The organism is Agromyces sp. NSFZ (assembly GCF_056156205.1).
In genome coordinates this window covers 2,152,205-2,178,578 of sequence record NZ_CM149585.1, presented here as the reverse complement: position 1 = coordinate 2,178,578, position 26,374 = coordinate 2,152,205, and the positions used below count along the sequence as shown (strand labels likewise).

The window sequence follows — 26,374 nt, the reverse complement described above, 5'->3', positions numbered from 1 at the left end:
CGGCCCATCAGTCGTACCTCGCCTCGGCCCACCAGCCGTCGCGGTCGCGCACGAGGAGCCATGCGCAGCCGTCGTCGTCGACGATCTGGAACCGGTGCACGCGCTTGGCGTGCTCGGCGTCCCACCAGCGCTCGACGACGGGCCATGGGCCGGCCCATGCGCGCACCGGGGCGGCCTCGCCGCCGCCCACGGCGAACCGATCGGGCGTCGCCGAGATCACCCCGCGATCGTCGATCGTGATGACGGCCCCACGCGCGTCGAGGAGCGCGATCGGCGGCCGTTCGCGGAAGACGCTCGCGGGCGCGAGGGCGGGGAGGCTGCCGGGCCACGGCGCCTCGCTCGTGCGTTCGGGAGGCCGGTCGCCCCACGGCACGAGCACCTGCCGGTCGGCGAGCATGCGGCCGCCGCCGATCGAAGGGGTCACGACGGCCTCGTGTCCGAGCATGCTCTGCACGCGTGTGAGCCCGTGGTGCACGCGCTCGTCGGGCCCGCCGCCCCAGAGCCCCTCCTCGTGGTTGCCCGTGGAGTCGATGCGCTCGGGGATGACGCGCAGCCGCACGATGGGGGAGTCGAGGCCCGCGTCGCCGCCGCCGCCCGCGCCCTGCAGCTGCCAGCGGATGCGGTCGATGACGTCGGCCGGCGTGAACCAGCGCGGATGCAGCCAGCTGCGACTCGAGTGCCCGCCGCGCTCGTCGTCGAGCTCGATGCGCAGGCCCGTGCAGACGAGGCGCACGGCACGCATGCGGTCGATGAACTCCTCGGCGCCCACACGGAACGCGAACGCGAGCTGGTCGATGCGGTCGAGCGGGGGTTCGAAGTGCTGCTCGGCCTCGAATTCGGGCGGGGGCGTGCGAGCGATGACGCGGGCCTGCTCGCGCCCGGCGGCGCGGTCGTGCGCGAACGCGCCGGCGGCGCCGAACCGGCGCCGTACGTCGGCGGCGGGCAGGGCGGCGAACTCGCCGAGCGTGCGCACGCCGAGCCGGTTCAGCAGGGTGGCCGTGCGGGCGTCGACCACGAGGGCGACGGGCAGCGGCGCGATGAAGGCGGCGGATGCCCCGGGCGGCACGACCCCGATGGGCGACGCGCCCGTGGCACGCGCCGCCTGCTCGGCCGCGAACGGTCCGTCGGCGACGCCGACCCTGGCACCCGGCACCCCGTGCTCGACGACCGTGGCGAGGAGGGCCGACGCCGCGGCATCCTCACCGCCGTAGTACCGGGCGGGACCGCGTGCGCGCATGGCGAGCGTGCCCGGCCGGATGAGCTGCACGCCGGGCACGGCGGCCTCGACGGCTCGCACGACGGGTTCGAAGACGCGTGCGTCGAGGTCGGCGTCGTACTCCTGCACGATGAGTCCGGGGGAGCGGTACTGCGCCTCGCGGAGCTTCAGCCCGCGGGCCACGCCGTCGCGGCGCGCGGCGGGCGAGCAGGCGAAGACGAGGCCGGCTTCGGTGAGCGCGACGGGCGCGGCCGGATCGAGGCCAGTCTCACGGCAGGCCGCGAAGACGGGCCAGTCGGGGCACCACAGCACGATGGTGCGGCCGAGGTCGGTGGTCATCCGGTGGCCCTCCGCTCGAAGTCGTCGAGGCGGATCGGCTCGGCGACCTCGGCGGCGACGGGGGTGAACTCGAGGTGCCGCCCGGGCAGCCGGAGCCGGGAGCGGGAGCGGCGCACGAACTCGCCGCGACCGGCGACGCTCACCACGACCTCGCGCTCGGCGAGGTGCCCGTGGCCCTGCTCGAGCCCCTGCCATTCGCTCGCCTCGAGGCCGAGGCGGGCGTCGCTGCCCGGCCACTCGCCCGCGACGAGCAGGGTCGAGCCGCGCTGGCGGAGCCGAGCCTGGAGACGGCTCGCCTCGGCGGGGGAGAGCCGGCCCGACGGTCGCACCGCGACGACGGGGATGACGTCGGCGAGCGCCGCCACGACGGTGAGCCACTGCCGCCCTGGATCGGGCACGAGCACGAGTCGGTCGAGGGCGATGCCGAATCGCGCCGCGGCCTCGACGCCGAACTCGGGCATGCCCGCCACCGCGACCCATCGTCCGCTCGAGCTGGGCCCGGCGAGGAGGGCCATGAGCAGGGTCGTCGACCCCACGACCTGCACGACCGTGCCCTCGCGCAGGGTACCGCCCGGCAGCACCTCGGCCAGGGCCGGATGCGTCGGCACGGCCTTGGAGTCGAGGCGCGTTGCCTGCATCCCGCGGATGCGGGCCTGCAGTTCCTCGACGCGTGCCGGCCCGGTCGCCGAGGCGGCCGGAGCGGGTCGGGGAGTGGTCATCGTCACCACTCAATGTTCGAACACATGTTCGAATGTGGCAAGTCCGGAAGGCCGTGCGTCCATCCCCCCGAGCAGGGGAGCCGGGAACGAGAGAAGGCCCGGATCGGCATGATCCGGGCCTTCTCACAACGCGTGCGCGAGGGGGGACTTGAACCCCCACGCCCGTTAGGGCACTAGCACCTCAAGCTAGCGCGTCTGCCATTTCCGCCACCCGCGCGTTGTGTTCGGGCCTTCGGTCTCCCGCAGGCCCGAAAGAAGACATTAGCACGGATTCCGAGGGGCCTCGAACACGCGTGGCCACCCCTCACGGCCGCCCGCTACGGTGAAACGCATGGCCCCGACATCCGCAGTCCAGCAGCCGAACGCCGAGCTCGAGGAGACCGCGGCGATCGCGCGGGACCTCATCCGCTTCGACACCTCGAACTACGGCGAGGGCAGGGCCAACGGCGAACGCGAGGCCGCCGAGTACGTCGAGGCGAAGCTCGCCGCCCTGGGCCTCGCGCCGCAGCTGTTCGAGTCCGAACCGCGGCGCACGAGCGTCGTCGCACGGGTGCCCGGGCGCGACCCCGGGAAGCCGGCGCTGGTGCTGCACGGCCACCTCGACGTCGTGCCTGCCGACGCACGCACCTGGAGCGTCGACCCGTTCGCGGGCGAGATCCACGACGGCATGCTGTGGGGTCGCGGCGCGGTCGACATGAAGGACATGGACGCCATGATGCTCACCGCGCTCGGCGACATCATCGGCGCAGGCTCGCTGCCCGAGCGCGAGATCGTCGTCGCGTTCTTCGCCGACGAGGAGGCTGGCGGCGGACTCGGCGCGAGCTGGCTGGTCGATCACCACCCCGAGCTGTTCGCGGGCGCCACCGAGGCGATCAGCGAGGTCGGCGGATACTCGATCACGATCGACGGCACGCGCGCCTACCTGCTGCAGACCGGGGAGAAGTCGCTCATCTGGGTGCGACTCATCGCCCGCGGGGTCGCCGCCCACGGCTCCCGCCTCATCCGCGACAACGCCGTCACGAAGCTCGCCGAGGCCATCGCGCGCATCGGCCGCAGGGAGTGGCCGCTTCGGCTGACCGACACCACGCACGAACTCCTCGGCGAGATCGCGGACGTGCTCGGCGTCGACCCCGAGCGCACCTCGCCGGACGAACTCGCCCTCGCCACCGGTTCGGCGTCGGGGTTCATCACGGCGACCCTTCGCACGACCGCCAACCCGACCGCCCTCGACGCCGGCTACAAGCACAACGTCATTCCCGACCACGCCGAGGCGCTCGTCGACATCCGTACGCTGCCCGGCGAGGAGGACGCCGTGCTCGCCGAGATCCAGGAGCTCGTCGGCGACGACATCGAGATCCGCATCGTGCACCGCGACATCGGACTCGAGGCCTCCACCACCGGCCCGCTCGTCGACGCCGTGCGGCATTCGATCGGGATTCACGACCCCGGCGCGCCCGTCTTCCCGTACCTCCTGTCGGGCGGAACCGACAACAAGTCGCTCAGCCGGCTCGGCATCGCCGGCTACGGATTCGCGCCGCTGCGGCTGCCGGAGGGGCTCGACTTCCCAGCCATGTTCCACGGCGTCGACGAGCGCGTTCCGCTCGACGCACTATCCTTCGGTAGGCGGGTCCTGCGCGACCTGCTGCTCGCCTACTGACCACGACCGGTCTCGATTCCCGACTCTCGGAAGGTCCATCTCCCCGTGCTCGAAGCGATGATCCTCGGCCTCGTGCAGGGCCTCACCGAGTTCCTCCCGATCTCCTCCAGCGCCCACCTGCGCATCCTGGGGGAGTTCCTGCCCAACGCCGCAGACCCCGGTGCCGCGTTCACGGCCATCACCCAGATCGGCACCGAGACGGCCGTCGTGGTGTTCTTCTGGCGGGACATCGTGCGCATCGTCTCGCACTGGTTCAAGGCCCTGTTCGGCCGCATCCCGCGCCACGACCCCGACGCGCGGCTCGGCTGGCTCATCATCGTCGGCTCGATCCCGATCGTCGTGCTCGGAATCCTGTTCCAGGACCAGATCGAGACGACCTTCCGCTCGCTCTGGATCGTGGCGACCATGCTCGTCGTCTTCGGCATCATCCTCGGCCTCGCCGACTGGGCGGGCGCGAAGCATCGCATCCTCGACGAGCTCACCGTGCCGCACGGCATCCTGTTCGGATTCGCCCAGGCCATGGCGCTCATCCCCGGCGTCTCACGCTCGGGCGGAAGCATCACGATGGGACTGCTCCTCGGCTACCAGCGCGCGGCTGCCGCACGATACGCGTTCCTCCTCGCGATCCCCGCGGTGTTCGGGTCGGGCTTCTACCAGCTGTTCAAGAGCTGGGGCGAGCCCGCCGTGTACGGCCCGCTCGAGACCGCCGCCGCGACGATCGTCGCGTTCGTGGTCGCGATCCTCATCATCCACTTCTTCATGGCGTGGATCTCGAAGCACAGCTTCCTGCCGTTCGTGATCTACCGCATCGCGCTCGGCGGGCTCCTGTTCTGGCTGCTCGCCACGGGCACCATCGACGCCTGACCCGACGCCGAGCGGGCGAGCGGATGCCGCGGTCGCCGGTTCGCGGCTCAGCCGCCGTCGCGCGGCCGCCGGGGCTCGTCGCGCGGACCGTCGCCGCGGCCGTCGGCACGACCCTCGGGTCCGTCGCCGCGACGCCGGAGGTATCGCTCGAACTCCTGGGCGATCGCCTCGCCGCTCGCCTCGGGTGCGTCGACGGCGTCACGCGCCTGCTCGAGCTGCGTGATGTAGCCCGCCATGTCCTCGTCGTCGGCCGCGAGCGCATCGACGCCGGCCTCCCATGCCTTGGCCTCGGTCTCGAGGTTGCCGCGCGGGATGCTGAGCCCGGTGAGCTCCTCGACCTTGCCGAGGAGCGCGAGCACCGCCTTGGGGGAGGGCGCGTTGTGCACGTAGTGCGGCACCGACGCCCACAGCGACACCGTGGGGATCCCGACGCGCTCGGCCTGGTCGGCGATGACGCTGAGGATGCCCACCGGTCCCTCGTAGCTCGACCGGTCGACGCCGAGCGCCTGGCGCACCTCCGCGTTCTCGCTCGAGGCGAACACCGAGAGCGGGCGCGTGTGCGGGGCATCCGCGAGCATGGCGCCCAGCAGCACGATGCCCTCGATGTCGGCGGTCAGCGCGGCGTCCACGAGCTCGGCCGCGAAACCCTTCCAGCTGCGGGCGGGTTCGGCGCCGATGAGCACGTGCAGGGTCTCGGCGCCCGGACCGGTGACGCGTTCCTCGGCGTTCGAGGTGGGCATGCCGCTCGGGCCGAGGATGGCGGCGCCCGGCCACTCGATGCGCCGGTTGCCGTCGTCGCCGACGACGACCGTCGGCCGGGTGAACTGGTAGTCGAAGTAGAGCTCGGGATCGACCGCGGCGATCTCGACGAGGCCGAGGCGCTCGACCAGGAGCCTGGCCGCGCCGGTGGCCGCCTCCCCGGCGTCGTTCCAACCCTCGAACGCGACGACGAGCAGCCTTCCGCCCTCGAAACCGGCCGGCTGTTTCACTCCTGGTGCCCCGCTTCCCGCGCCGGTGGACCGGCGACACCTCCACAATAGGCCGTGCCCGTAGACTTGCGGGTTGTGACCACTCGCCTCCCCGCCGCCGTCCTCTGGGACATGGACGGCACCCTCGTCGACACCGAGCGCTACTGGATGGCGGCCGAGGAGGAGCTCGTCGAGTCCTTCGGCGGCCGATGGACGCATGAAGACGGCCTCCGGCTCGTCGGCAGCGGGCTCTGGGAGGCCGCCGCCGTCTTCCAGTCCGTCGGCGTCGACCTCGACGCCGACACGATCGTGGCGCGGCTCACCGCGCGCGTGCAGGAACAGCTCGCCGACCACGGCGTGCCGTGGCGGCCCGGCGCGCGCGAACTCCTCGAGGCGCTGCGCGAGGCGTCCGTGCCCACCGCCCTCGTCACGATGTCGGTGCGGTCGATGGCCGACGACGTGGTGCGCGCCATCCCGTTCCATGCCTTCGACGCCCTCGTCACGGGCGACGCCGTCGAGCACGCGAAGCCCCATCCCGAGCCGTACCTGAAGGCCGCCGAGGAGCTCGGCGTCGACGTGCGCCAGTGCGTCGCCATCGAGGACTCGCCCGCCGGGCTCACATCGGCATGGGATGCCGGCACCATCGCCGTGGGGGTGCCGAACATCCTCTCCCTCGACGATGCGCCCTCGCACGTGCTCTGGCCGACGCTCGCGGGCCGCACCGTCGCCGACCTCGGCGCTCTCCTCGACCTCCGTCGGGCGCGCGCATGATCGAGAGTCGCGGCGAGCGCAGCGGGCCGTTCCGGGCGGGCGACCGGGTGCAGCTGACCGGCCCCAAGGGTCGCATGCACACCATCACCCTCGAGCCCGGCAAGCTCTTCCACTCGCACAAGGGCCCCATCGCGCACGACGACCTCATCGGCCTGCCCGACGGCTCGGTCGTGAAGAACCAGGTGGGCGTCGAGTACCTCGCCCTCCGCCCGCTCCTGAGCGACTTCGTGATGTCGATGCCGCGCGGCGCGGCGATCGTGTACCCCAAGGACGCGGCGCAGATCCTCGCGCAGGCCGATGTCTTCCCGGGCGCCACCGTGGTCGAGGCGGGCGTCGGCTCCGGTGCCCTGTCGCTCTGGCTGCTCCGCGCGATCGGGCCCGCGGGTCGCCTGCACTCGTTCGAGCGTCGCGAGGAGTTCGCCGAGGTCGCGCGCGGCAACGTGGCGACGTTCCACGGCGCCGACCCAGACAATTGGTCGATCACGCTCGGCGACCTCGCACAGGCCCTGCCCGAACAGGTGGCCGAGGCATCCGTCGACCGGGTCGTGCTCGACATGCTCGCGCCGTGGGAGTGCATCGACGCCGTCTCGACCGCGCTCAAGCCCGGCGGCGTGCTGCTCTGCTACATCGCCACCGTCACGCAGCTCTCCCGGGTGGCCGAGGCCATTCGCGCGACCGGCTGGTACACCGAGCCCGTCGCGAACGAGACGATGGTGCGCGGCTGGCACGTGCAGGGGCTCGCCGTGCGACCCGACCACCGCATGATCGCGCACACCGGCTTCCTCATCACCGCTCGCCGGCTCGCGCCGGGCACCGAGTTGCCAGAGCTCAAGCGGCGCCCGTCGAAGACCGAGTTCAGCGACGAGGACGTCGAGGCGTGGACGCCCGGCGCGCTGGGCGAGCGCCAGGTGAGCGACAAGGCGCTCCGCAAGCGCGTACGGGCAGCGGATGCCGCGGCCGCGCGCTCTCGCGCCGCCGACGACGAACCCGGTGCCGGTACCGACACCGATCTGCCCGACGACCCGGCGGAAGAAGCCCGCTAGGCTACCAACGCCCCTCCGCGACCCATCGAAGAATCGAGGATCAGTGCGCTCGTCATTCGCGCTCATCGCCACCGCCGGACTCGTCGCCGTCGCGCTCGCAGGCTGCGCCTCGGCGCCCACGCCGCAGGCCTCGGCCGGGCAGTCGTCCGACGTCGTGACCGTGAAGGGGGACTTCGGTGACGCGCCGCGCGTCGAGTTCCCGACGCCGCTCGTGCCAGGCGAGACGCAGTGCACCGAGGTCATCGCGGGCGAGGGCGAACGCATCCACGAGGGCCAGCAGGCGCTCATCGGGCTGGCCGTGTACAACGGCACGACCGGAGACGAGCTCCAGACCGCCGGCTTCGGCGACGAGGAGCCCATCGCCGTCACGTACGCCGAAGGTGCATTGCCCGGGCTGAACAAGGCGCTCTCGTGCGCGCGGGTGGGCTCGCGGGTCGTGGCGGTCGTGCCCGAGGAGGACGCCTTCGGCGAGCAGGGCAATCCCTCGATCGGCATCGAGCCCGGCGACAGCATCGTCTTCGTGATCGATGTCGAGCGGGCCTTCCTCTCCCGTGCCGACGGGTCGGTGCGCCTGAGCCGCGACGAGTTCCCCGCCGTCGTGCTCGCACCCGACGGCCGCCCCGGCATCACCGTGCCGAAGTCGACGCCGCCCGAGGAGCTCGAGGTCGAGGTGCTGAAGCAGGGCGTCGGCCAGACCGTGGAAGACGGCGACTCCGTCGTCGTGCACTACACGGGCGTGCTCTGGGACGACAACTCCGTCTTCGACTCGAGCTGGGAGCAGGGCCGGCCCGCCACGTTCGTCGTGGGCGAGGGGGGCAACGTGATCCCCGGCATGTCCGACGCGCTCGTCGGCCAGACGGTCGGCTCGCAGATCGGCGTCATCGTGCCGCCGTCCGAGGGCTACGGCGACCAGGGCAACGCCCAGGTGCCCGCCGGTTCGACGCTCTTCTTCGTGGTCGACATCCTGGGGGTCGTCTGACCCGGCCGGCAGCCGTCGGGGCCCCCTCCCGCATGAGTATGATCGCTCCTGTGGCTGGCGCAGGGGAAGCGGGAGCGTCGAGGATTCCGGTCGAAGACCGACTCTTCAGCCTCGTGCTCGCGCTCCTCGCGACCGAGACCGGTCTCCTGAAGTCCGAGATCCTCTCCTCGGTGCGCGGCTATGCCGAGCGGTACTCGGAGTCGGGCGGCAACGCCAACCTCGAGCGCCAGTTCGAGCGCGACAAGGACGACATCCGCGAGCTCGGCATCCCCCTCGAGACCGTGGAGTCGCCCGATCGTCCCGGCGACAACCAGGCGCTGCGCTACCGCATCCCGAAGGGTCAGTACGACCTGCCCGACGAGGTCCGGTTCACGCCCGACGAGCTCACGCTGCTCGGCCTCGCCGCCGAGGTGTGGCGCGAGGCGTCCCTCTCGGCCGATTCCCAGCGCGCCCTCACCAAGCTCCGCTCGTTCGGCATCGAGCCGCGCGACCCCGTCATCGGCTACGCTCCGAGGCTGCGCGTGCGCGACGCCGCCTTCGAGCCGCTCCGCCAGGCCCTCGATCGTCGGCAGACCGTGCGGTTCCGGTACTTCAAGCCGGGGGAGGCCGAGCCCCGCCTGCGCACCGTCAATCCGCTCGCGGTGGTCCTGCATGAGGGCCGTTGGCACCTGCACGCCTTCGATCGCGATGCGGCCGGCCCCCGCACCTTCCTGCTCTCCCGGATCATCGGACAGGTGGAACCGGTACCCGGGATGACCTTCGACCCGCCTCCGCCGGGCATCCAGGACCGCATCCTCGCCGAGCTCGACGAGTTGCGACTGCGGAATGCGGCCGATCTCGCCGTCGCCGCCGGCACCGACGCGGAGGTGCGCCTCGGCAAGCGAGCGGTGCTCCGCGACGAGGACGCCGGGGTCATTCGGCTCCACTACACCGATGCCGCGGTGTTCGCCGACGAACTGGCCGCCTACGGGCCCGAGGTGCACGTCGTGAATCCCGCGTCGTTGCGCGAGGCCGTGCGAGAGCGGCTCGCGACCGTCGCGGCGGCGCACCGCGATGAACGCCACGAAGGAGCCACGTGATGGCCGCCCGCCGCACGAGGCCGCTGAAGGGCCCCGACAAGCTCGTCTTCCTGCTCGCGTTCGTGCCGTACCTGCTCGAGCAGCGGGTGGTCTCCGTGTCCGATGCCGCGGCGCACTTCGGCATGACCGAAGTCGAGATCCGCGACGCGGTGCGCCTCATCGCGACCTCGGGCCTGCCGGGCTCCACGGGCACGTACCAGCCGAACGACCTCTTCGACATCGACTGGGAGTCGTTCGAGGACGACGACGTCATCGTGATCGTGCACCACGTCGCGATCGACGACGCGCCACGGCTCTCGGCACGCGAGGCGGCGGCGCTCATCGCCGGCCTCCAGTACCTCTCCGCGTCACCCGAGAACGCGGGCAGCGCCTCGCTCGCCTCACTGATGGCCAAACTCACCGCGGGCGCGTCGGCGACGCCGAGCCGGCTCGCCGTCGCCGAGACCGAGGCGGATGCCTCGCTCGCGGCGATCCGCCAGGCCGTCGCGGTGGGGCGCCAGATCGAGTTCGACTACCTGAACGCTCGGGGCGAGGGGAGCCGGCGTCGCGCCGACCCGCTGCGGATCATCTCGCAGGACGCCGACTGGTACCTGCAGGCGTTCTGCCACACCCGCCAGGACGTGCGGAACTTCCGCGTCGACCGGATGAGCGACCTCGTGGTCACCGACGAGCCGGTGGGCGACCACTCCCAGCACCAGGTTCCCGACACCCTGTTCCAGCGGTCCGACTCCGACCTCGACGTGGTGGTCGACGTATCGCCCTCCACCCTGCCACTGCTGGCCGACTACCTCGCCGACTCGCGCACGCACGAGGTCGAGGGTCGGCTGCGCGTGACCCTTCGCCTGGCCCACGTGCACGGGCTGAAACGGCTCGTCGCGGGCCTTCCGGGTCTCGTCACGGTGGTCTCACCCCCCGAGGCGCGAACTGCGGTCGCGGAGTGGGCCGAGGCGGGCCTCGCCGGATATCGCGACGACGAGCCATCCGCCGCTGCACCTGCGACGACCGGCCCCGACGGGCCGTGACCCTCCGGTCAGCGGACGTTGGGCAACCCGATCGTCGCGCAGTCGCGCAGGGCGGTTAGACTGACGGGACGATCCCCCCCGGAGAACGGACGAACACCTATGTGGCAAGGCTTCACTGGTTGGCACGCGCTGATCATCCTCGTGGTCATCCTGCTGCTCTTCGGCGCGCCCAAGCTCCCGGCCCTCGCCAAGAGCCTCGGCCAGTCGATGAAGATCCTGAAGAGCGAGGTGCGCTCCGACAAGGACGAGGCGGCTGACGGCACGGCAGCGCGCGATGCGGCTGCGCCGGCTGCTCCGACGGCACCTGAGGCGAGCGGCAGCGCCGGTGCGAAGGCCAAGACCGACGAGGCCGACACCGGCACGAGCCGCTGACCGCGGTGTCCGCGGTGAAAGATCGCGGGGAGAAGAACCGCGAGAAGCGGATGTCGCTCGGTGAGCACCTCATCGAGCTTCGCAAGCGTCTCTTCATCTCGGCGATCGCGATCGTGGTCGGCGGCATCGCCGGGTGGGTGCTGACCGACCTCTTCGTCTGGGATGCGCTCCAAGACCCGGTGAACCGGGTCGCCGAAGCGCGCGGCGACAACACCGCGATCATCTTCCAGACGATCTCCAGTTCGTTCGACCTCATGCTGCAGATCGCGTTCACGATCGGCATCGTGATCTCCAGCCCGGTGTGGCTCTACCAGATCTTCGCCTTCCTCGTCCCCGGGCTCAACACGCGCGAGCGCAAGTTCACGTTCGCCTTCTTCGCCTCGGCGATCCCGCTCTTCTTCGCCGGATGCGCCGCCGGATGGTTCGTCCTTCCGAACATCGTGAAGCTCATGACGAGCTTCGTCCCCGAAGGCGGTGAGACGCTTCTGACGGCGAAGGAGTACATCGACTTCGTGCTGAAGCTCGTGGTGGCGATCGGCATCGCCTTCGTCGTGCCGGTGTTCCTCGTGCTGCTGAACTTCGCCGGCATCCTCAGCGCCGCTGCGCTCATCAAGTCGTGGCGCATCGCCATCCTCGTCATCGTGCTGTTCACGGCGATCGCCACTCCCTCGGCCGACGTCGTCTCGATGTTCATGCTCGCGATCCCCATGGTGGGGTTGTACTTCGCGGCGTGGGGCATCGCGCACGTGCACGACAAGCGCGTCGCGCGCAGGAACCAGCTCGAGTTCGGGGCGGCCGTCTAGCCGAGCCTGTCTAGGCTGGAGGGGTGATGAGCCTCTCCCCGGCCGAACGATATGCGATCGCACGCGAGCAGCGTCGGAAGCCACGGCTCGTGGACTTCGCCGCACGGCTCCGTTTCGACCTCGACCCGTTCCAGCGGGCCGGATGCGCCGCGCTCGACGAGGGCCGGAGCGTGCTCGTCGCGGCGCCCACCGGGGCCGGCAAGACCGTCGTCGCCGAGTTCGCGGTGTTCCTCGCCATGCAGGAGCCCGGCGCAAAGGTGTTCTACACGACGCCGATCAAGGCGCTGAGCAACCAGAAGTACCAGGAGCTCGCCGACGAGTGGGGCGCCGCCGAGGTGGGCCTGCTCACCGGTGACACCAATATCAACTCGAGCGCCCGCATCGTGGTGATGACCACCGAGGTGCTGCGCAACATGCTCTACGCCGATTCGCCGCTGCTCGGCCGACTCGCCTACGTGGTGATGGACGAGGTGCACTACCTCGCCGACCGCTTCCGCGGCGCGGTGTGGGAGGAGATCATCATCCACCTCCCCGAGGAGGTGCGGCTCGTGTCCCTGAGCGCCACGGTGTCGAACGCCGAGGAGTTCGGCGACTGGCTGCAGGCCGTTCGAGGCGACACCGACGTCATCGTCTCCGAGGACCGACCCGTACCGCTCGAGCAGCACGTGCTCGTGAAGGCGAAGCTCATCGACCTGTTCGACTCCTCGGGCCAGGCCGCCACGAACCGCGTGAATCCCGAGTTGCAGCGCCTGGCGCGCTCGGGCGGACGGTCGATCTCGTCGCGGTCGACACGGGGACGGCGGGGCAGCGATCGCGGCCGGTTCCACCAGCAAGGGCAGGCCAACGGACGGCTCGACCGACCCGACGTCATCGAGCTGCTGCACAGCAAGCACCTGCTGCCGGCGATCGTGTTCATCTTCTCGCGGGCGGGATGCGACCAGGCCGTGCGCCAGGTGCTCCGCTCCGGCATCCGGCTCACCGATGCCGGCGAACGCGACGAGATCCGCTCGATCGTCGAGGAACGGGCGCGCATGCTCCGCGACGAGGATCTCGCCGTGCTCGGGTACTGGGAGTGGCTCGAGGGACTCGAGCGCGGGGTCGCCGCGCACCACGCAGGGATGCTGCCGGCCTTCAAGGAGGTCGTCGAGGAGCTCTTCCAACTCAAGCTCCTGAAGGTCGTGTTCGCCACCGAGACGCTTGCGCTCGGGGTGAACATGCCGGCTCGCTCGGTGGTGCTCGAGAAGCTCGAGAAGTTCAACGGCGAGGCCCGCGTGCCGATCACGCCGGGGGAATACACCCAGCTCACCGGGCGCGCCGGCCGCCGCGGCATCGACGTCGAGGGGCACTCGGTCATCCAGTGGGTCGACGGACTGGATCCCGAGTCGGTCGCCTCGCTCGCGTCCCGCCGAAGCTACCCGCTGAACTCGAGCTTCAAGCCGACGTACAACATGGCGGTGAACCTCATCGATCAGTTCGGGCGGGAGCGCACCCGGCAGATCCTCGAGCTCTCGTTCGCCCAGTTCCAGGCCGATCGCGCGGTCGTCGATCTCGCGCGCACCCTGCGGAAGCAGGAGGAGTCGATGGCCGGCTTCGAGGAGGCCATGCGCTGCCATCTCGGCGACTTCGGCGAGTACGCCGCGATCCGCCGGCGCATCGGCGAGCTCGAGCGACAGGGATCGAAGGGCAACCCCACGCACGCGCAGCGCGAGCGGCTGCAGCGAGAGCTGAACGGCGTCCGCAAGGCGATGCGGGCGCATCCCTGCCACGGCTGCGCCGAACGCGAGCAGCATTCGCGGTGGGCCGAGCGGTGGTGGCGCCTCAAGCAGGAGCACGACCAGCTGTCGCGCCAGATCCGCACGCGCACGGGCCAGGTGGCGAAGCGGTTCGACCGGGTGACCGAGGTGCTCGAGTCGCTCGGCTACCTCGAGCGCGACGCGCGTGGCGAGCTCGTGTCGGCGGCCCCCGGCCGCACGTTGAAGCGTATCTACGGGGAGCGCGACCTGCTCGTGGCCGAGAGCCTGCGCCTCGGCCTCTGGGACCGCCTCGACGTCCCCTCGCTCGCCGCGATGGCCGCGGCGCTCGTCTACGAGCCGCGTCGCGATGACCGCGGTGAGCAGTTCCGGATGCCCCGGGGCCGCTTCCGTGACGCATACGATCGCACGACGGATGTCTGGAGCGAGCTCGACGACCTGGAGCGCGAGCACCGCCTGTCGGGCACCGAGCAACCGTCGCCTGCGCTCGCGCTGGGGATGCACGCCTGGGCGAGCGGTGCGGACCTCGGCCGTGTGCTCGCCGAGACGGAGCTCGCGGCTGGAGACTTCGTGCGGCTCACGAAACAGGTCGTCGACCTCCTCGACCAGATCTCGATCGTCGCCGACGCCGAACTCGGCGCCACGGCCCGCGCCGCGATCGACGCGGTGCGCCGCGGCGTGGTCGCGTACGGCTCCGTGGCCTGACGCGGTGGCGGTTCGCCTAGGCTGATCTGGTGCCCGAACGCGATCAGCGACCCCTCATGCCGCTCTGGGCTGCGGTCCTGGCATCGATCGCCGGAGGGCTCCTCTACGACCTCGGGTTCCCGGGCGCGAGCATCTGGCCGCTCGCGTTCGTGGGCATCGCGCTCGCCCTCGTCAGCCTGATCGGCCGCTCCTCGTGGGCGGCGTTCCACCTCGGCCTCGCATTCGGCCTCGCGTTCTACCTCCAGCAGGTCTCATGGACCTCGCTCTACCTCGGGCCGATCCCGTGGCTGGCGCTCTCCATCTTCCAGTCGCTGTTCGTCGGCGGCGGCGCCGTGCTCGTCACGCTCGCGTACCGATGGGTGCCGCGGGCGACCACGTCACGTTGGGCGCGGCTCGTCTGGCTGCCGCTGCTCGTCGCCGGGCTGTGGATCGTGCGGGAGGCCGCGACGGGCACGATCCCGTACGGCGGGTTCCCATGGGGTCGCGCGGCACTCAGTCAGGCTGAGAGCCCCTTCGCGCAGGTCGTCTCGTGGGTCGGGTCGACCGGTCTCGGGTTCATCATGGTGGCGATCGTCGCGGGCCTCATCGAGTGGGTGCGCATGCGCGGCTGGCAGGACCTGCGGACGGCGATCCCCGTGGTCGCGCTGGTCGCCGTCGCCGTCGCGGTGCCCGCGTGGCCCACCGACGCGGCCGGTGAACTCCGTGTCGCCAGCGTGCAGGGCAACGGACCGGCGGGGTACTTCGACGAACGCGAGCCCGGCGACGTGCTGGCCGCCCAACTGGAGGCGACCGAGCCGATCCTCGACGAGCAGGGCATCGACGTGCTGCTGTGGCCCGAGGGCGGATCCGACATCGACCCGACCCGCAGCGAATCGGTCGCGCGCATCTTCGACTCCCTGAGCGAGGACCTCGATGCGCCCGTCGTGCTCAACACGGTGACCACCCGCGACGAGCGGTTCTACAACACCTCATTGCTGTGGCGCGCGGGCGAGCGGGCGGTCGACAGCTACGACAAGCGGAACCCCGTGCCGTTCGGCGAGTACATCCCCGACCGCTGGTTCTACGACGCGATCGCCGGTGACCTCACCGGGCTCATCCAACGCGGGTATTCGCCAGGCTCGAACTCGCCGGTGTTCGATCTCGACGGCACCGCGGCCGGCCTCGCGATCTGCTTCGACGTCATCTACGACGGCCTGATCTGGGAGGGAGCACGGGGCGGAGCGGAGGTGTACCTGTTCCAGACGAACAACGCCGACTTCCGCGGCACCGACGAGAACGAGCAGCAGCTCGCGATCGCGCGACTCCGGGCGATCGAGACGGGTCGTTCGGTCGTGAACATCTCGACCGTGGGCACGAGCCAGGTCATCGACCCGACCGGCCGCACCATCGATGCACTGCCCGCCTACGAGCAGGGGTCGATGGTGACCGACGTCGAGCTGCGGACAGGCTTGACGCCCGCCGTCGTGCTCGGGGCGGGCGTCCCGTTCCTGCTCGTCGTCGGTGCGCTGGGCGGCCTCGTCGCCGTTGGCGTCATGGCACGTCGCGCGACGGGGGTCAGGCGCTCTTCTGCTGACCGCGGCGAGCGCGAAGGTAGGTGAGCCGCTCCTCGAGGATCTCCTCGAGCTCGGCACGGGTGCGCCGCTCGAGCAGCATGTCCCAGTGGGTGCGGGCGACCTTCTCACCCGAACGGTCGATCTCGACGGGCTGCGAGTCGACGAGCAGGGTGGCGTTGGCGCCGCAGTACCGGCATTCCCACGTCTCGGGAAGCTCGGCCTCGGTCGAGAAGGTCATCACGGTCTCTCGACCGCACGTCTCACAGCGGTACGTGTAGTCGGCACGGTCGGCGAAGACCACGCCGTCTTCACTCTGCAGGCTCTGTGCACCGATTCGCATGCCTCGAAGGCTCCGGTCCGCCATGGCGTACTCCTCTCGATCGTCTCTCAGGTATAAACGATCAAGCTGGGCATTCCCTTGCCGGGGACTGGGTGATTGCCGGGGAATTCTCAGCTTCGCGAGGCGATGAGCGCCACGGCGAGATCGGCCCGGTCGGTCACGAGGCCGTCGACCCCGAGGTCGAGCAGCCGGGTCATGTCGGCCGGGTCGTTGACGGTCCACACGTGCACCTCGGCGCCCGCCCGGTGCACGGCCTCGACGAAGTGCGGTGTGACGAGTCGGAACGGGCCCACCTGCTCGGGAATCTGCAGTGCAGCGGCGCCGCGACGCGCCAGTGCCACGGCCGCCGGCCATCGGAGCATCGAGGCGAGCCGTGTCGTGATCACGCCTCGCCGGCCGGCCGACGTCACGGACTCGGGTACGAGGTCGCCGAGCCGCAGCCGACGATGCTCTGAGAAACTCGTGAGCAGCACCCGCGGTGCGGCCCGGGTGCGCCCGATCGCCGCCACCGCGGGCGCCACGGCGCCCGCGACCTTGACGTCGATGTTGAACCGGAGCTCGGGGAACGCGTCGAGCGCCTCCTCGAGCGAGGCGAACCCCTGGCCGTAGCCGAGGTCGACGCGCCGCAACTCGGCCATGGTGAGTCGGGACACGCTGATCGAACGGCCGGCGACGCGGCTCAGCGACGGGTCGTGCGCGATCACGGCGACCCCGTCGGCCGAGACGTGCACGTCGGTCTCGACGTAGGGCGCCCCCACGGCGGCGGCTCGCTCGAATGCGAGCAGGGTGTTCTCGGGGGCGTCGATCGCGAGTCCGCGGTGTGCGAGCACCCGCGGGGCGGGCAGGTCGAAGTACGTCGACACGAGGGGCGTCTACGGGCGGTCGAGCGGCGACGCCGTCCCTGCCGGCGGGCGAGTGTCATCCGTCGCCGGGCCCGGCTGCGGGGTGAACGCCCGGCCGATGCCCTTCAAGGCCTCGCCGAGCTCGCTCGGCACGATCCAGAGCTTATTCGCCTCGCCCTTCGCGATCTGCGGGAGCATCTGCAGGTACTGGTAGCCGAGCAGCTTCGGGTCGGGGTCGCCCTTGTGGATGGCGTCGAACACCGTGAGGATCGCCTCGGCCTCGCCCTGCGCCCGCAGCACGGCGGCCTTCGCGTCTCCCTCGGCCTTGAGGATGGCGGCCTGCCGCTCGCCCTCGGCCGTGAGGATCGCCGACTGCTTCGTTCCCTCGGCGGTGAGGATGAGCGCCCGGCGGTCGCGTTCGGCGCGCATCTGCTTCTCCATCGAGTCCTGGATGGAGTGGGGCGGGTCGATCGCCTTCAGCTCGACACGGGAGACGCGGATGCCCCACTTGCCGGTGGCCTCGTCGAGCACGATGCGCAGCTGACCGTTGATGTTGTCGCGGCTCGTGAGCGCCTCTTCGAGGTTGAGTCCGCCGACGACGTTCCGAAGCGTGGTGGTGGTGAGCTGTTCGACCGCCCCGAGGTAGTTCGCGATCTCGTAGGTCGCGGCCCTGGCATCCGTCACCTGGAAGTAGACCACCGTGTCGATCGAGACCACGAGGTTGTCCTCGGTGATGACCGGCTGCGGCGGGAACGAGACGACCTGCTCGCGCATGTCGACCAGCGGGCGCACCCGGTCGATGAAGGGCACGAGGATGTTGAGGCCCGGCGAGAGCGTCTTGTGGTAGCGCCCGAGGCGTTCGACCACGCCCGCGTATGCCTGCGGGATGATGCGGATGGCACGGATCAGCACGACGATCACGAAGACCGCGACGACGATCAAGAGGATGACGACGAAGATCTGGCCGACGAAACCATCGATGCTGATCATGCGAGCTCCTGTGCGGTTGGGGGGTGAGGTCAGGCGCTGACGTCGCGCTCGATGGGGACGATGACGACGGTCGCGCCATCGACGAGCACGACCTTGACGGATGCCCCGGCGCCGACGACGGGTTCTTCGACGGCGTCGGGCGCGAGACGCGCCGTCCAGGTCTCGCCGTTGGCGAGCTTGACGAGGCCGGTCGTCTCGGAGACCGAGGCGATGACGCGTCCCGACATGCCGAGGATGGCGGCGACGTTGCTCGGCGTCGGGTCGGCGCCTCGGCGCATGTAACGCAGCATGACCGGGCGGATCGTGAGGATGAGCAGCACAGACACGGCGGCGGCGACGAGGATCTGCACCCACCATTCCCATCCGAGCAGGTCGGCGCCGAGTCCGGCCACCGAGCCGAACGCGATCATGAGGAACGTGAATTCGAGCGTGAGGAGCTCGATGATGACGCAGACCAGGATCAGGATGAGCCAGACGATCCAGGTGTACTGGGTCAGGTCCACCATGCGATCGCCCCTCCGACGTCCTGTTGCCTCGAACCTAGCACCGTGCGATGCCCCAGCGGGGATGGCGTTCAGGGGCTCGGCGTGCTGCGTTCGATCGGCACGACGACCGCCGTCGCGCCGTCGATTCCGGTGACGAGCACCCGCTGGCCGGTCGCGAGATCCGACTGCTCGGTGATCGGCGACAGGCGGGCCGTCCACACGTCTCCGTTCCGGAGCCGGATCTGACCGCCCGACGGCGTCACGGTGCGCATGACCGAACCCTCAGCGCCGATGAGGGCGTCGATGTTGCTGCGCGACGGGTCGCTTCGTTGGCGCAGCATCCGCAGCAGTGGCGGCCGTAGGGTGAGGATGAGGGCCAGCGAGATGACCGCGGCGACGATGAACTGCGCCCACCACGGAATGCCGAAGAGCCCTGAGAGGAGGCCGGCGACGCTGCCGAGGGCGAGCATCAGGAACGTCATCTCGAGCGTGAAGATCTCGATCGTGGCGAAGACGAGGATCAGCACCAACCAGACGATCCACGCGTACTGGGTCAGCACATCCACGTCGATCTCCCTCGCCCGGAGCCCGCTGCGGCTCGTTCCGAAACTAGCAGGCGGCACTGCGCAGGAGTCGAGTTGATAGTCTCGGTTCGGCGCATCGCCAGGACCGTCGGGTCCGCCACCAGAGCCACGAGGAGCCACGCCGTGACCAACCCACTCGCCCCCGGTTCGCTCGACGGCCGCGTCGCCCTCGTCACCGGCTCGTCACGCGGCATCGGCGCCGACACCGTGCGGTATCTCGCGGGCGCCGGGGCATCCGTCGTGGTGAACTACCGCAGCAAGGCGCCGCGGGCCGAGAAGGTGGTCGCCGAGATCGAGGCGGCCGGTGGGCGTGCGATCGCCGTCGGGGCCGACCTGACCGATGCGGCGTCCGTCGCGGCCATGTTCGAGCGTGCCGTCGCCGAGTTCGGTCAGATCGACATCCTGGTGCTGAATGCCTCCGGCGGCATGGAGACCGGCATGGGCGAGGACTACGCCATGCGGCTCAATCGCGACGCGCAGGTCAACGTGGTCGAGGGCGCGCTGCCGCACCTCGCGACCGGGGCGCGCATCGTGTTCGTGACCAGCCACCAGGCGCACTTCATCCGCACGACGCCGACGATGCCCGAATACGAGCCGGTGGCGCTTTCGAAGCGTGCCGGAGAGGATGCACTGCGGGCGAAGCTGCCCGAGCTCGAGGCCGCGGGCGTCGAGTTCGTCGTCGTGTCCGGCGACATGATCGAGGGGACCATCACGGCGACGCTCCTCGAGCGGGCGAACCCGGGTGCCATCCAGGCGCGCAAGGCGGATGCCGGGCGCCTCTACAACGTGTCCGAATTCGCCGCCGAGGTCGCCCGAGCCGCGGTGGACCCCGTGCCGGCCGACCACACCAGGTACGTCGGCGACACCGCGGGCTTCGCTCGCGAGGGCTGACCGCGCACCCAGCCGAGCATCGCGAGGGCTGTGCCGACCGGCGCCGAGGCGCTGACGACGCTGGACGACGGGGGAGTGGCGTGAGTCGTACGACCGACCGGATGCACCGGATCGCCGAGGAGCGGTTCGGCTGGACGACGCTGAAGCCGGGCCAGGCCGAGGCGATCGAGGCCGTCGTCGGGGGCGGTGACGTCCTCGTCGTGATGCCGACGGGGTACGGCAAGTCGGCCGTGTACCAGATCGCCGCGCACCTGCTCGACGGACCGACACTCGTCGTCTCGCCGCTCATCGCCCTGCAGGCCGATCAGGTGCGACACCTCGAACGTGCCTCGGGCGACGGCACGGCGGTGGCTGTGAACTCATCGCACAGCGACGGCGCCAACGAACGATCGTGGGAGGCCGTGGCCTCCGGTGAGGCGGAGTTCATCTTCCTCGCCCCCGAGCAGCTGGCCAAGCCCGAGGTCGTCGACGAACTCGCGGCCGTCGGCGTGTCCCTGATGGTGGTCGACGAGGCGCACTGCGTGTCGTCGTGGGGCCACGACTTCCGGCCCGACTACCTTCGGCTCGGCGCCACCGTCGAGGCGCTCGGTCATCCGCCCGTCGTCGCCCTCACGGCGACCGGTTCGGCGCCGGTGCGCGAGGAGATCGTCGAGCGTCTCGGCATGCGGGATCCGCGAGTGCTCGTGGGCGGCTTCGACCGCCCCAACATCCACCTCGCCGTGGTTCGCCATGAGCACGCGTCCGCCAAGGAGGACGCGGTCGTCGAGTCCGCGCTCTCGGCCGAGCAGCCCGGTCTCGTGTACGTCGCCACCCGTGCCGACACGGAGCGGTTCGCCGAGCGGTTCCGCGAGGAGGGTGTGCGCGCGGCCGCCTACCACGGGGGCATGGGCGCCCGGGCTCGAGGGGAGGTGCACCAGGCGTTCCTCGCCGACGAGCTCGATGTCGTCGTCGCCACGAGCGCCTTCGGCATGGGCGTCGACAAGCCCAACGTGCGCTTCATCGTGCACGGCGACATCACCGAATCCCTCGACGCGTACTACCAGGAGGTCGGCCGCGGCGGACGCGACGGTCAGCCCGCGACGGCGACGCTGCACTACCGCCAGGAGGACCTCGGGCTGCGGTCGTTCTTCGCCTCTGGCCGCCCTCGCGAGGATCGCGTGCGAGCCGTGGCCGCGGCGCTCGCGGTCGCCGACGGTGCGCGATCGGGGCGCGAGTTGGCGGCCGAACTCGACCTGCCTGCCCGGGCGGTCACGTCGATCCTCAACATCCTGGTGGAAGCGGATGCCGCAGCCGCGGCCGACGACGGGGTCGTGGGGCATCCCGGCCTCGACCCCGACCGGGCGCTCGTGCTCGTCGACGAGGTGGTCGACCGGCGCAAGCGCATCGACGAGTCGCGGCTGGCGATGATCCGTGGCTACGCCGAGACCTCGCGATGCCGTCGCGTGTACCTGCTGGAGTACTTCGGCGTCGAGGTCGCCCGGCCGTGCGGCAACTGCGACACGTGCGACAGCGGCGCGGCCCACGAGCGGGAGCGCGAGCTCGGCCACGGCGCGGACGCGGCGTCGGGCGAGTATCGGCTCGATCAGGCGGTCCGTCACCGGGAGTGGGGCGACGGCCGGGTGATGAGCGTCGAGTCCGACCGGATCACGGTGTTCTTCGACGCCGAGGGATACCGCGTGCTCTCGATCGAAGCGGTGGTCGAGGGCGACCTGCTCACCGCGCTCTGAGGTTCGGCGGCGGCATCCGTCACGTCGACGAAGGCCGGCCGCGAGTCTGTCGACTCCCGACCGGCCTTCCCTGGCTGCGCGGCGATGGGATGCCCGGCGCTACGCCGTGACGTTCACCCCGCGGCCGAACGTGAACGCACGCACGATCTGCATGATGCCCAGGACGATCAGGGCGATGCCGAGGATGATGAACAGGATGACGGCGCCCCACAGCGGGGAGAACAGGAGGACGATGCCGGCGACCACGCCGAGGATGCCGAAGAAGATCGCCCAACCCCTCGACGGCGCGTCGCCCGACTGCGCGAGCGAGACGACGCCCTCGATGATCCACAGGATGCCGACGAGCACGCCGAGGAAGATGCCCAGGACGACCGCCGTCTCGGTCGGGTTCGCGAGGGCGAGGATGCCGCCGATGATGAAGAGCGCACCGAGGATGATGTCGAGCGCCCTCGCGCCACCCGTGATGCCCTTGGAGAAGATCCCGAGGCCGAGGTAGGCGATGCCGGCGATCAGCAGGTAGATGCCGATCATGATGGTGAGTGCGACCGCGGAGCCCTTGGGCCAGAACGTGATCAGCAGGCCGACGATGAGCGCGACCGCCCCTGAGACTCCGAGCGCCGTGCGCACGGTGTTGATGGTGGACTTCGACATGCTCGCCGAATCGAGGGAGAACGCGGCGAACATGGTGTTGGACTGCGATGTCGACATGACGGGTCCTTTCAGAACGGCCACTGATGGCACGGTCAGGCTAGACCTCCACACCACCTGAGTGTTGGATGTGAGGCCGCGCGTCCCCGGCGTGTCGTCGCCTCGGTCCGCTGCGTCAGGGTTCCTGAAAGGCTCAGGCTCGCTGCCTGGTCGCAGCGTGCCGCTGCATGACCGCTCGCACATGCTCGCGATCGAAGAGCCCGAGGAGCGCGAGCACGCACCCGAGTTCCGCGAGACCGATCGCGGAGTACACGACCTGGAGCACGGGGAGCAGGATCCAGTCGCCGCTCACGTCGGGTACACGGAAGAGGAGTTGCTCGGCGATGATCCAGATGACCATGGCGAACCCGGCCACGGCTGTCCACAGCGGCGCGGTCGGGCGCCGCATCGCGAGGAGCACGAAGGCGAGCAGTTGGGTTCCGCCCACCACGACCAGGAGGATGAGCCCCGGCCAGAGGTAGCTGTCGAACGCGGTGCCCTCGAGGAACTCGAGCGACCAGCCGACGGCACCACCGGGTCCGAGATAGACGAAGCCCGCGATGGCCGAGACCACGCAGAACGCCGTGAGGACCAGCAGTACGACACGCCACACGTGCGTCACCCCCGATTCGCGATCTCGCACCCCGCGCGAGCAACACCCCCAACCTAGCCCCGTCCCCCTCGGCGGGACCACCCCGAGCGTCGGGCGGACGCTGGACAACGTCGGTGGGACGTGCCACGATCTGGCAGGTGAGCAGGACCACCGATGAGGAGCAGCGTCTGCGCGATCTCGTGCGGCTGCGCCGAGTGCGCGATCGCATCGACCGGGAGTACGCGCAGCCGCTCGACGTCGAGGCGTTGGCGCGAGGGGCCAACATGTCGGCCGGTCACCTCAGCCGGCAGTTCCGGCTCGCCTACGGAGTCTCCCCGTACTCCTACCTCATGACGCGTCGCATCGAGCGGGCGATGACGTTGTTGCGCCGCGGCGATCTCAGCGTCACCGAGGTCTGCTTCACGGTCGGATGCTCCTCGCTCGGCACGTTCAGCACGCGCTTCACCGAACTCGTCGGCGTACCGCCCAGCGTGTACCGCGAGCAGGAGGCGCAGGCCACCGCGGGCATGCCCGCCTGCACCGCGAAGCAGGTGACCCGACCGATCAGGAATCGAGAAGCGCAGACCCTCGAGCCCCGGCTAGCGTGACGGCATGGACCTCACGATTCATCACAGTTTCCTTCCGCACACCGACCCCGACGCGTCGATCGCGTTCTACCGCGACCTCCTCGGCTTCGAGGTCCGCAACGACGTCGGCTATCAGGGCATGCGATGGATCACCATCGCGCCCGCGGGTCAGCCCGACACGTCGATCGTGCTGCACCCGCCGGCGGCGCTGCCCGACCTGACCGAAGACGAACGTCGCACCATCGCCGAGCTCATGGCGAAGGGCAGCTACTTCGGCGTCAACCTGGCCACCGACGACGTCGACGACACCTTCGCGAAGCTCGAGGCGGGCGGAGCCGAGGTCGTGCAGGAACCCACCGACCAGCCGTACGGCGTGCGGGACTGCGCGTTCCGCGACCCCTCGGGCAACATGATTCGTATCCAGGAGCGCGTCTGAGGATGCACGTCGCCGACAGCCACGATCTCATCCGCGTGCGCGGAGCCCGCGAGAACAACCTCAAGGACGTCAGCGTCGAGATCCCGAAGCGTCGGTTGACGGTCTTCACGGGTGTCTCGGGTTCGGGCAAGAGCTCGTTGGTGTTCGACACCATCGCCGCGGAGTCTCAGCGCATGATCAACGAGACCTACAGCGCGTTCGTGCAGGCCTTCATGCCGACGCTCGCGCGCCCCGACGTCGACGTCCTCGAGGGGCTCACGACCGCGATCCTCGTCGACCAGGAGCGCATGGGGACGAACGTCCGCTCGACCGTGGGCACGGCGACCGACGCGAACGCGCTGCTGCGCATCCTGTTCAGTCGACTCGGGCGCCCGCACATCGGATCGCCGCAGGCCTTCTCGTTCAACGTGCCGTCGGTGCGGGGGAGTGGCGCGATCACGATCGAGCGCGGCGACGAGGAGACCCTCGAGCGCAGCTTCACGGTCCTCGGCGGCATGTGCCCGCGCTGCGAGGGCATGGGCACGGTCACCGAGATCGAGCTGTCGCAGCTCGTCGACGAGAGCAGGTCGCTGGCCGAAGGGGCCATCACGGTCCCCGGCTACACGGCCGACGGCTGGTCGACGCGGGTGTTCTCGGAGTCGGGCTTCTTCGACGCCCGCAAGCCGATCCGCGAGTACACCGACGCCGAACGACACGATCTCCTCTACCGCGAGCCCACCAAGGTCAAGGTCAACGGCATCAACCTCACCTATGAAGGGCTCGTGCCGAAGGTGCAGAAGTCGATGCTCTCGAAGGACATCGATGCGATGCAGCCGCACATCCGCGCCTTCGTCGAACGAGCCGTGACCTTCGCCCCGTGCCCAGAGTGCGGCGGCACTCGTCTGAACGACGCCGCCCGGGCGTCCCGGATCAACGGCATCAACATCGCCGATGCGTGCGCGATGCAGATCAGCGACCTGTCGGAATGGATCGGCGAACTGCACGAGCCATCCGTCGCGCCACTGCTCACCTCACTGCGCGAATTGCTCGGCTCATTCGTGGAGATCGGGCTCGGGTACCTCTCGCTCGACCGGTCGTCGGGCACGCTCTCGGGCGGCGAAGCGCAGCGCACGAAGATGATCCGGCACCTGGGTTCGTCGCTCACCGACGTCACCTACGTGTTCGATGAGCCCACCGTCGGCCTGCACCCGCACGACATCCAGCGCATGAACGAGTTGTTGCAGCAGTTGCGCGACAAGGGCAACACGGTGCTCGTCGTGGAGCACAAGCCCGAGGCGATCGCGATCGCCGACCACGTCGTCGACCTCGGTCCGGGCGCCGGCGCCGCCGGCGGAGAAGTGGTGTTCGAGGGCACGGTCGACGCGCTGCGCGCGAGCGGCACCCTCACCGGCCGGCACCTCGACGATCGCGCCGCGGTGAAGCCCTCCGTCCGCAGCGCATCGGGCGCACTCGAGGTGCGCGGCGCCGACGCGAACAACCTGCGGCAGGTCGACGTCGACATCCCGCTCGGCGTGCTCGTCGTCGTCACCGGGGTCGCCGGCTCGGGAAAGAGCTCGCTGATCCAGGGATCCGTGTCGGGCCGCGACGGGGTCGTCACCATCGACCAGGCCGCGATCAGGGGATCGCGCCGCAGCAATCCGGCGACGTACACCGGGCTGCTCGATCCCATTCGCAAGGCGTTCGCGAAGGCCAACGGCGTGAAGCCCGCCCTGTTCAGCGCCAACTCGGAGGGCGCCTGCCCCAACTGCAACGGCGCCGGCGTCATCTACACCGACCTCGGACCGATGGCGAGCGTCGCCAGCACGTGCGAGGTGTGCGAGGGCAAGCGGTTCGACGCATCCGTGCTCGAGTACCGGCTCGGCGGGCGCGACATCAGCGAGGTGCTCGCGATGCCGGTGACCGAGGCCGAGGAGTTCTTCGGCAGCGGCGACGCACGAACGCCGGCGGCGCACGCGATCCTGGCGCGGCTCGCCGACGTCGGTCTCGGGTACCTCGCGATCGGGCAGCCGCTCACGACGCTCTCGGGCGGTGAACGGCAGCGACTCAAGCTCGCCACCCGCATGGGCGACGAGGGCGGCGTCTACATCCTCGACGAGCCGACCACCGGCCTGCATCTCGCCGACGTCGAGCAGTTGCTCGGCCTGCTCGACCGGCTCGTCGACTCGGGCAAGTCGGTCATCGTCATCGAGCACCACCAGGCGGTCATGGCCCACGCCGACTGGATCATCGACCTCGGGCCGGGCGCCGGTCACGACGGCGGCAGGATCGTGTTCGAAGGCACGCCTGCAGACCTCGTCGCGGCCCGCTCCACCCTCACTGGCGAGCACCTCGCACAGTACGTCGGCGCCTGACGCGCGGCGGCCCTGACCGTC

The 26,374-nt window shown here is 70.4% G+C and carries 26 protein-coding genes and 1 tRNA gene; 16 read left to right on the top strand and 11 right to left on the bottom strand.

Going from position 1 to position 26,374, the window contains the following annotated elements:
• Positions 1–7 precede the first annotated feature (7 nt).
• The 3 genes from ACVFI9_RS10300 to ACVFI9_RS10290 all read right to left on the bottom strand — a co-directional run bounded on the left by ACVFI9_RS10300 (position 8) and on the right by ACVFI9_RS10290 (position 2,491).
• Complete coding sequence (locus ACVFI9_RS10300; protein ID WP_474762139.1) at positions 8–1,555, bottom strand: DNA polymerase Y family protein; 1,548 nt, start codon at positions 1,553–1,555, stop codon at positions 8–10.
• On the bottom strand, positions 1,552–2,274 hold the full coding sequence (locus tag ACVFI9_RS10295; protein ID WP_474762138.1) for a hypothetical protein: 723 nt from the start codon (positions 2,272–2,274) through the stop codon (positions 1,552–1,554). Before ACVFI9_RS10295 ends, ACVFI9_RS10300 begins: the two co-directional genes overlap by 4 nt.
• Positions 2,275–2,407: 133 nt before the next feature.
• Positions 2,408–2,491, bottom strand: a tRNA-Leu gene (locus ACVFI9_RS10290).
• A gap of 114 nt (positions 2,492–2,605) precedes the next feature.
• On the opposite strand from ACVFI9_RS10290, the gene ACVFI9_RS10285 reads away from it, so the two are divergent.
• Entirely contained in the window at positions 2,606–3,931 is a 1,326-nt protein-coding gene (locus ACVFI9_RS10285; RefSeq protein WP_474762137.1) for a M20/M25/M40 family metallo-hydrolase, read from the top strand.
• A gap of 57 nt (positions 3,932–3,988) precedes the next feature.
• Positions 3,989–4,795, top strand: a complete 807-nt coding sequence (locus ACVFI9_RS10280; RefSeq protein WP_474766230.1) for an undecaprenyl-diphosphate phosphatase — start codon at positions 3,989–3,991, stop codon at positions 4,793–4,795.
• A gap of 47 nt (positions 4,796–4,842) precedes the next feature.
• Here the strand turns inward: ACVFI9_RS10280 and ACVFI9_RS10275 are convergent, their stop codons facing one another.
• Positions 4,843–5,784, bottom strand: a complete 942-nt coding sequence (locus ACVFI9_RS10275; RefSeq protein ID WP_474762136.1) for a PAC2 family protein — start codon at positions 5,782–5,784, stop codon at positions 4,843–4,845.
• 75 nt (positions 5,785–5,859) lie between these two features.
• Between ACVFI9_RS10275 and ACVFI9_RS10270 the strand changes: the two genes are divergently transcribed.
• The 9 genes from ACVFI9_RS10270 (at position 5,860) to lnt (ending at position 15,886) form a co-directional block, all read left to right on the top strand.
• Complete coding sequence (locus ACVFI9_RS10270; protein ID WP_474762135.1) at positions 5,860–6,534, top strand: HAD family hydrolase; 675 nt, start codon at positions 5,860–5,862, stop codon at positions 6,532–6,534.
• The gene (locus tag ACVFI9_RS10265) at positions 6,531–7,577 is read left to right on the top strand and encodes a tRNA (adenine-N1)-methyltransferase (RefSeq protein ID WP_474762134.1); all 1,047 of its coding nucleotides are present in this window, start codon (positions 6,531–6,533) and stop codon (positions 7,575–7,577) included. The genes ACVFI9_RS10270 and ACVFI9_RS10265 overlap by 4 nt, the downstream gene beginning before the upstream one ends.
• A gap of 43 nt (positions 7,578–7,620) precedes the next feature.
• Positions 7,621–8,556, top strand: coding sequence for an FKBP-type peptidyl-prolyl cis-trans isomerase (locus ACVFI9_RS10260; RefSeq protein WP_474762133.1), 936 nt, complete (start codon positions 7,621–7,623; stop codon positions 8,554–8,556).
• A gap of 50 nt (positions 8,557–8,606) precedes the next feature.
• The gene (locus ACVFI9_RS10255) at positions 8,607–9,635 is read left to right on the top strand and encodes a helix-turn-helix transcriptional regulator (RefSeq protein WP_474762132.1); all 1,029 of its coding nucleotides are present in this window, start codon (positions 8,607–8,609) and stop codon (positions 9,633–9,635) included.
• A complete protein-coding gene (locus ACVFI9_RS10250) occupies positions 9,635–10,657 on the top strand; it encodes a helix-turn-helix transcriptional regulator (RefSeq protein ID WP_474762131.1) in 1,023 nt (340 codons plus the stop codon). Before ACVFI9_RS10255 ends, ACVFI9_RS10250 begins: the two co-directional genes overlap by 1 nt.
• Before the next feature lie 99 nt (positions 10,658–10,756).
• The gene (tatA, locus tag ACVFI9_RS10245) at positions 10,757–11,029 is read left to right on the top strand and encodes a twin-arginine translocase TatA/TatE family subunit (protein WP_474762130.1); all 273 of its coding nucleotides are present in this window, start codon (positions 10,757–10,759) and stop codon (positions 11,027–11,029) included.
• 14 nt (positions 11,030–11,043) lie between these two features.
• The gene (gene tatC, locus ACVFI9_RS10240; protein WP_474762129.1) at positions 11,044–11,832 is read left to right on the top strand and encodes a twin-arginine translocase subunit TatC; all 789 of its coding nucleotides are present in this window, start codon (positions 11,044–11,046) and stop codon (positions 11,830–11,832) included.
• Between the two features lie 26 nt (positions 11,833–11,858).
• Entirely contained in the window at positions 11,859–14,288 is a 2,430-nt protein-coding gene (locus ACVFI9_RS10235; protein WP_474762128.1) for a DEAD/DEAH box helicase, read from the top strand.
• A gap of 29 nt (positions 14,289–14,317) precedes the next feature.
• Positions 14,318–15,886: an apolipoprotein N-acyltransferase gene (gene lnt, locus ACVFI9_RS10230; RefSeq protein ID WP_474762127.1), complete on the top strand. Its 1,569-nt coding sequence runs from the start codon at positions 14,318–14,320 to the stop codon at positions 15,884–15,886.
• Here lnt and ACVFI9_RS10225 read toward each other — a convergent pair.
• The 5 genes from ACVFI9_RS10225 to ACVFI9_RS10205 all read right to left on the bottom strand — a co-directional run bounded on the left by ACVFI9_RS10225 (position 15,843) and on the right by ACVFI9_RS10205 (position 19,064).
• Positions 15,843–16,205: an RNA polymerase-binding protein RbpA gene (locus ACVFI9_RS10225; protein ID WP_474762126.1), complete on the bottom strand. Its 363-nt coding sequence runs from the start codon at positions 16,203–16,205 to the stop codon at positions 15,843–15,845. The genes lnt and ACVFI9_RS10225 overlap by 44 nt on opposite strands.
• Before the next feature lie 86 nt (positions 16,206–16,291).
• Complete coding sequence (locus tag ACVFI9_RS10220) at positions 16,292–17,044, bottom strand: glycerophosphodiester phosphodiesterase family protein (protein ID WP_474762125.1); 753 nt, start codon at positions 17,042–17,044, stop codon at positions 16,292–16,294.
• A gap of 9 nt (positions 17,045–17,053) precedes the next feature.
• On the bottom strand, positions 17,054–18,013 hold the full coding sequence (locus ACVFI9_RS10215; protein WP_474762124.1) for an SPFH domain-containing protein: 960 nt from the start codon (positions 18,011–18,013) through the stop codon (positions 17,054–17,056).
• 29 nt (positions 18,014–18,042) lie between these two features.
• Positions 18,043–18,519: an NfeD family protein gene (locus tag ACVFI9_RS10210; protein WP_474762123.1), complete on the bottom strand. Its 477-nt coding sequence runs from the start codon at positions 18,517–18,519 to the stop codon at positions 18,043–18,045.
• 68 nt (positions 18,520–18,587) lie between these two features.
• Positions 18,588–19,064, bottom strand: a complete 477-nt coding sequence (locus ACVFI9_RS10205; RefSeq protein WP_474762122.1) for an NfeD family protein — start codon at positions 19,062–19,064, stop codon at positions 18,588–18,590.
• 141 nt (positions 19,065–19,205) lie between these two features.
• Here ACVFI9_RS10205 and ACVFI9_RS10200 point away from each other — a divergent pair, with 141 nt between their 5' ends.
• Positions 19,206–19,973 carry an SDR family oxidoreductase gene (locus ACVFI9_RS10200; protein ID WP_474762121.1) on the top strand — a complete coding sequence of 256 codons (768 nt, stop codon included), beginning with the start codon at positions 19,206–19,208 and terminating at the stop codon, positions 19,971–19,973.
• Between the two features lie 80 nt (positions 19,974–20,053).
• Entirely contained in the window at positions 20,054–21,700 is a 1,647-nt protein-coding gene (locus ACVFI9_RS10195; protein WP_474762120.1) for a RecQ family ATP-dependent DNA helicase, read from the top strand.
• A gap of 99 nt (positions 21,701–21,799) precedes the next feature.
• Here ACVFI9_RS10195 and ACVFI9_RS10190 read toward each other — a convergent pair whose 3' ends face one another.
• Both ACVFI9_RS10190 and ACVFI9_RS10185 read right to left on the bottom strand, forming a co-directional pair.
• Positions 21,800–22,408, bottom strand: coding sequence for an HdeD family acid-resistance protein (locus ACVFI9_RS10190; protein WP_474762119.1), 609 nt, complete (start codon positions 22,406–22,408; stop codon positions 21,800–21,802).
• 133 nt (positions 22,409–22,541) lie between these two features.
• A complete protein-coding gene (locus tag ACVFI9_RS10185; RefSeq protein ID WP_474762118.1) occupies positions 22,542–23,009 on the bottom strand; it encodes a hypothetical protein in 468 nt (155 codons plus the stop codon).
• Positions 23,010–23,137: 128 nt separating this feature from the next.
• Here ACVFI9_RS10185 and ACVFI9_RS10180 point away from each other — a divergent pair, with 128 nt between their 5' ends.
• The 3 genes from ACVFI9_RS10180 to ACVFI9_RS10170 are packed head-to-tail and all read left to right on the top strand — an operon-like array spanning position 23,138 to position 26,353.
• Positions 23,138–23,587: a helix-turn-helix transcriptional regulator gene (locus tag ACVFI9_RS10180; protein ID WP_474762117.1), complete on the top strand. Its 450-nt coding sequence runs from the start codon at positions 23,138–23,140 to the stop codon at positions 23,585–23,587.
• A 4-nt stretch (positions 23,588–23,591) separates the two neighbouring features.
• A complete protein-coding gene (locus tag ACVFI9_RS10175; protein ID WP_474762116.1) occupies positions 23,592–24,002 on the top strand; it encodes a VOC family protein in 411 nt (136 codons plus the stop codon).
• A 2-nt stretch (positions 24,003–24,004) separates the two neighbouring features.
• Positions 24,005–26,353, top strand: a complete 2,349-nt coding sequence (locus tag ACVFI9_RS10170; protein ID WP_474762115.1) for an ATP-binding cassette domain-containing protein — start codon at positions 24,005–24,007, stop codon at positions 26,351–26,353.
• Positions 26,354–26,374: the final 21 nt, after the last annotated feature.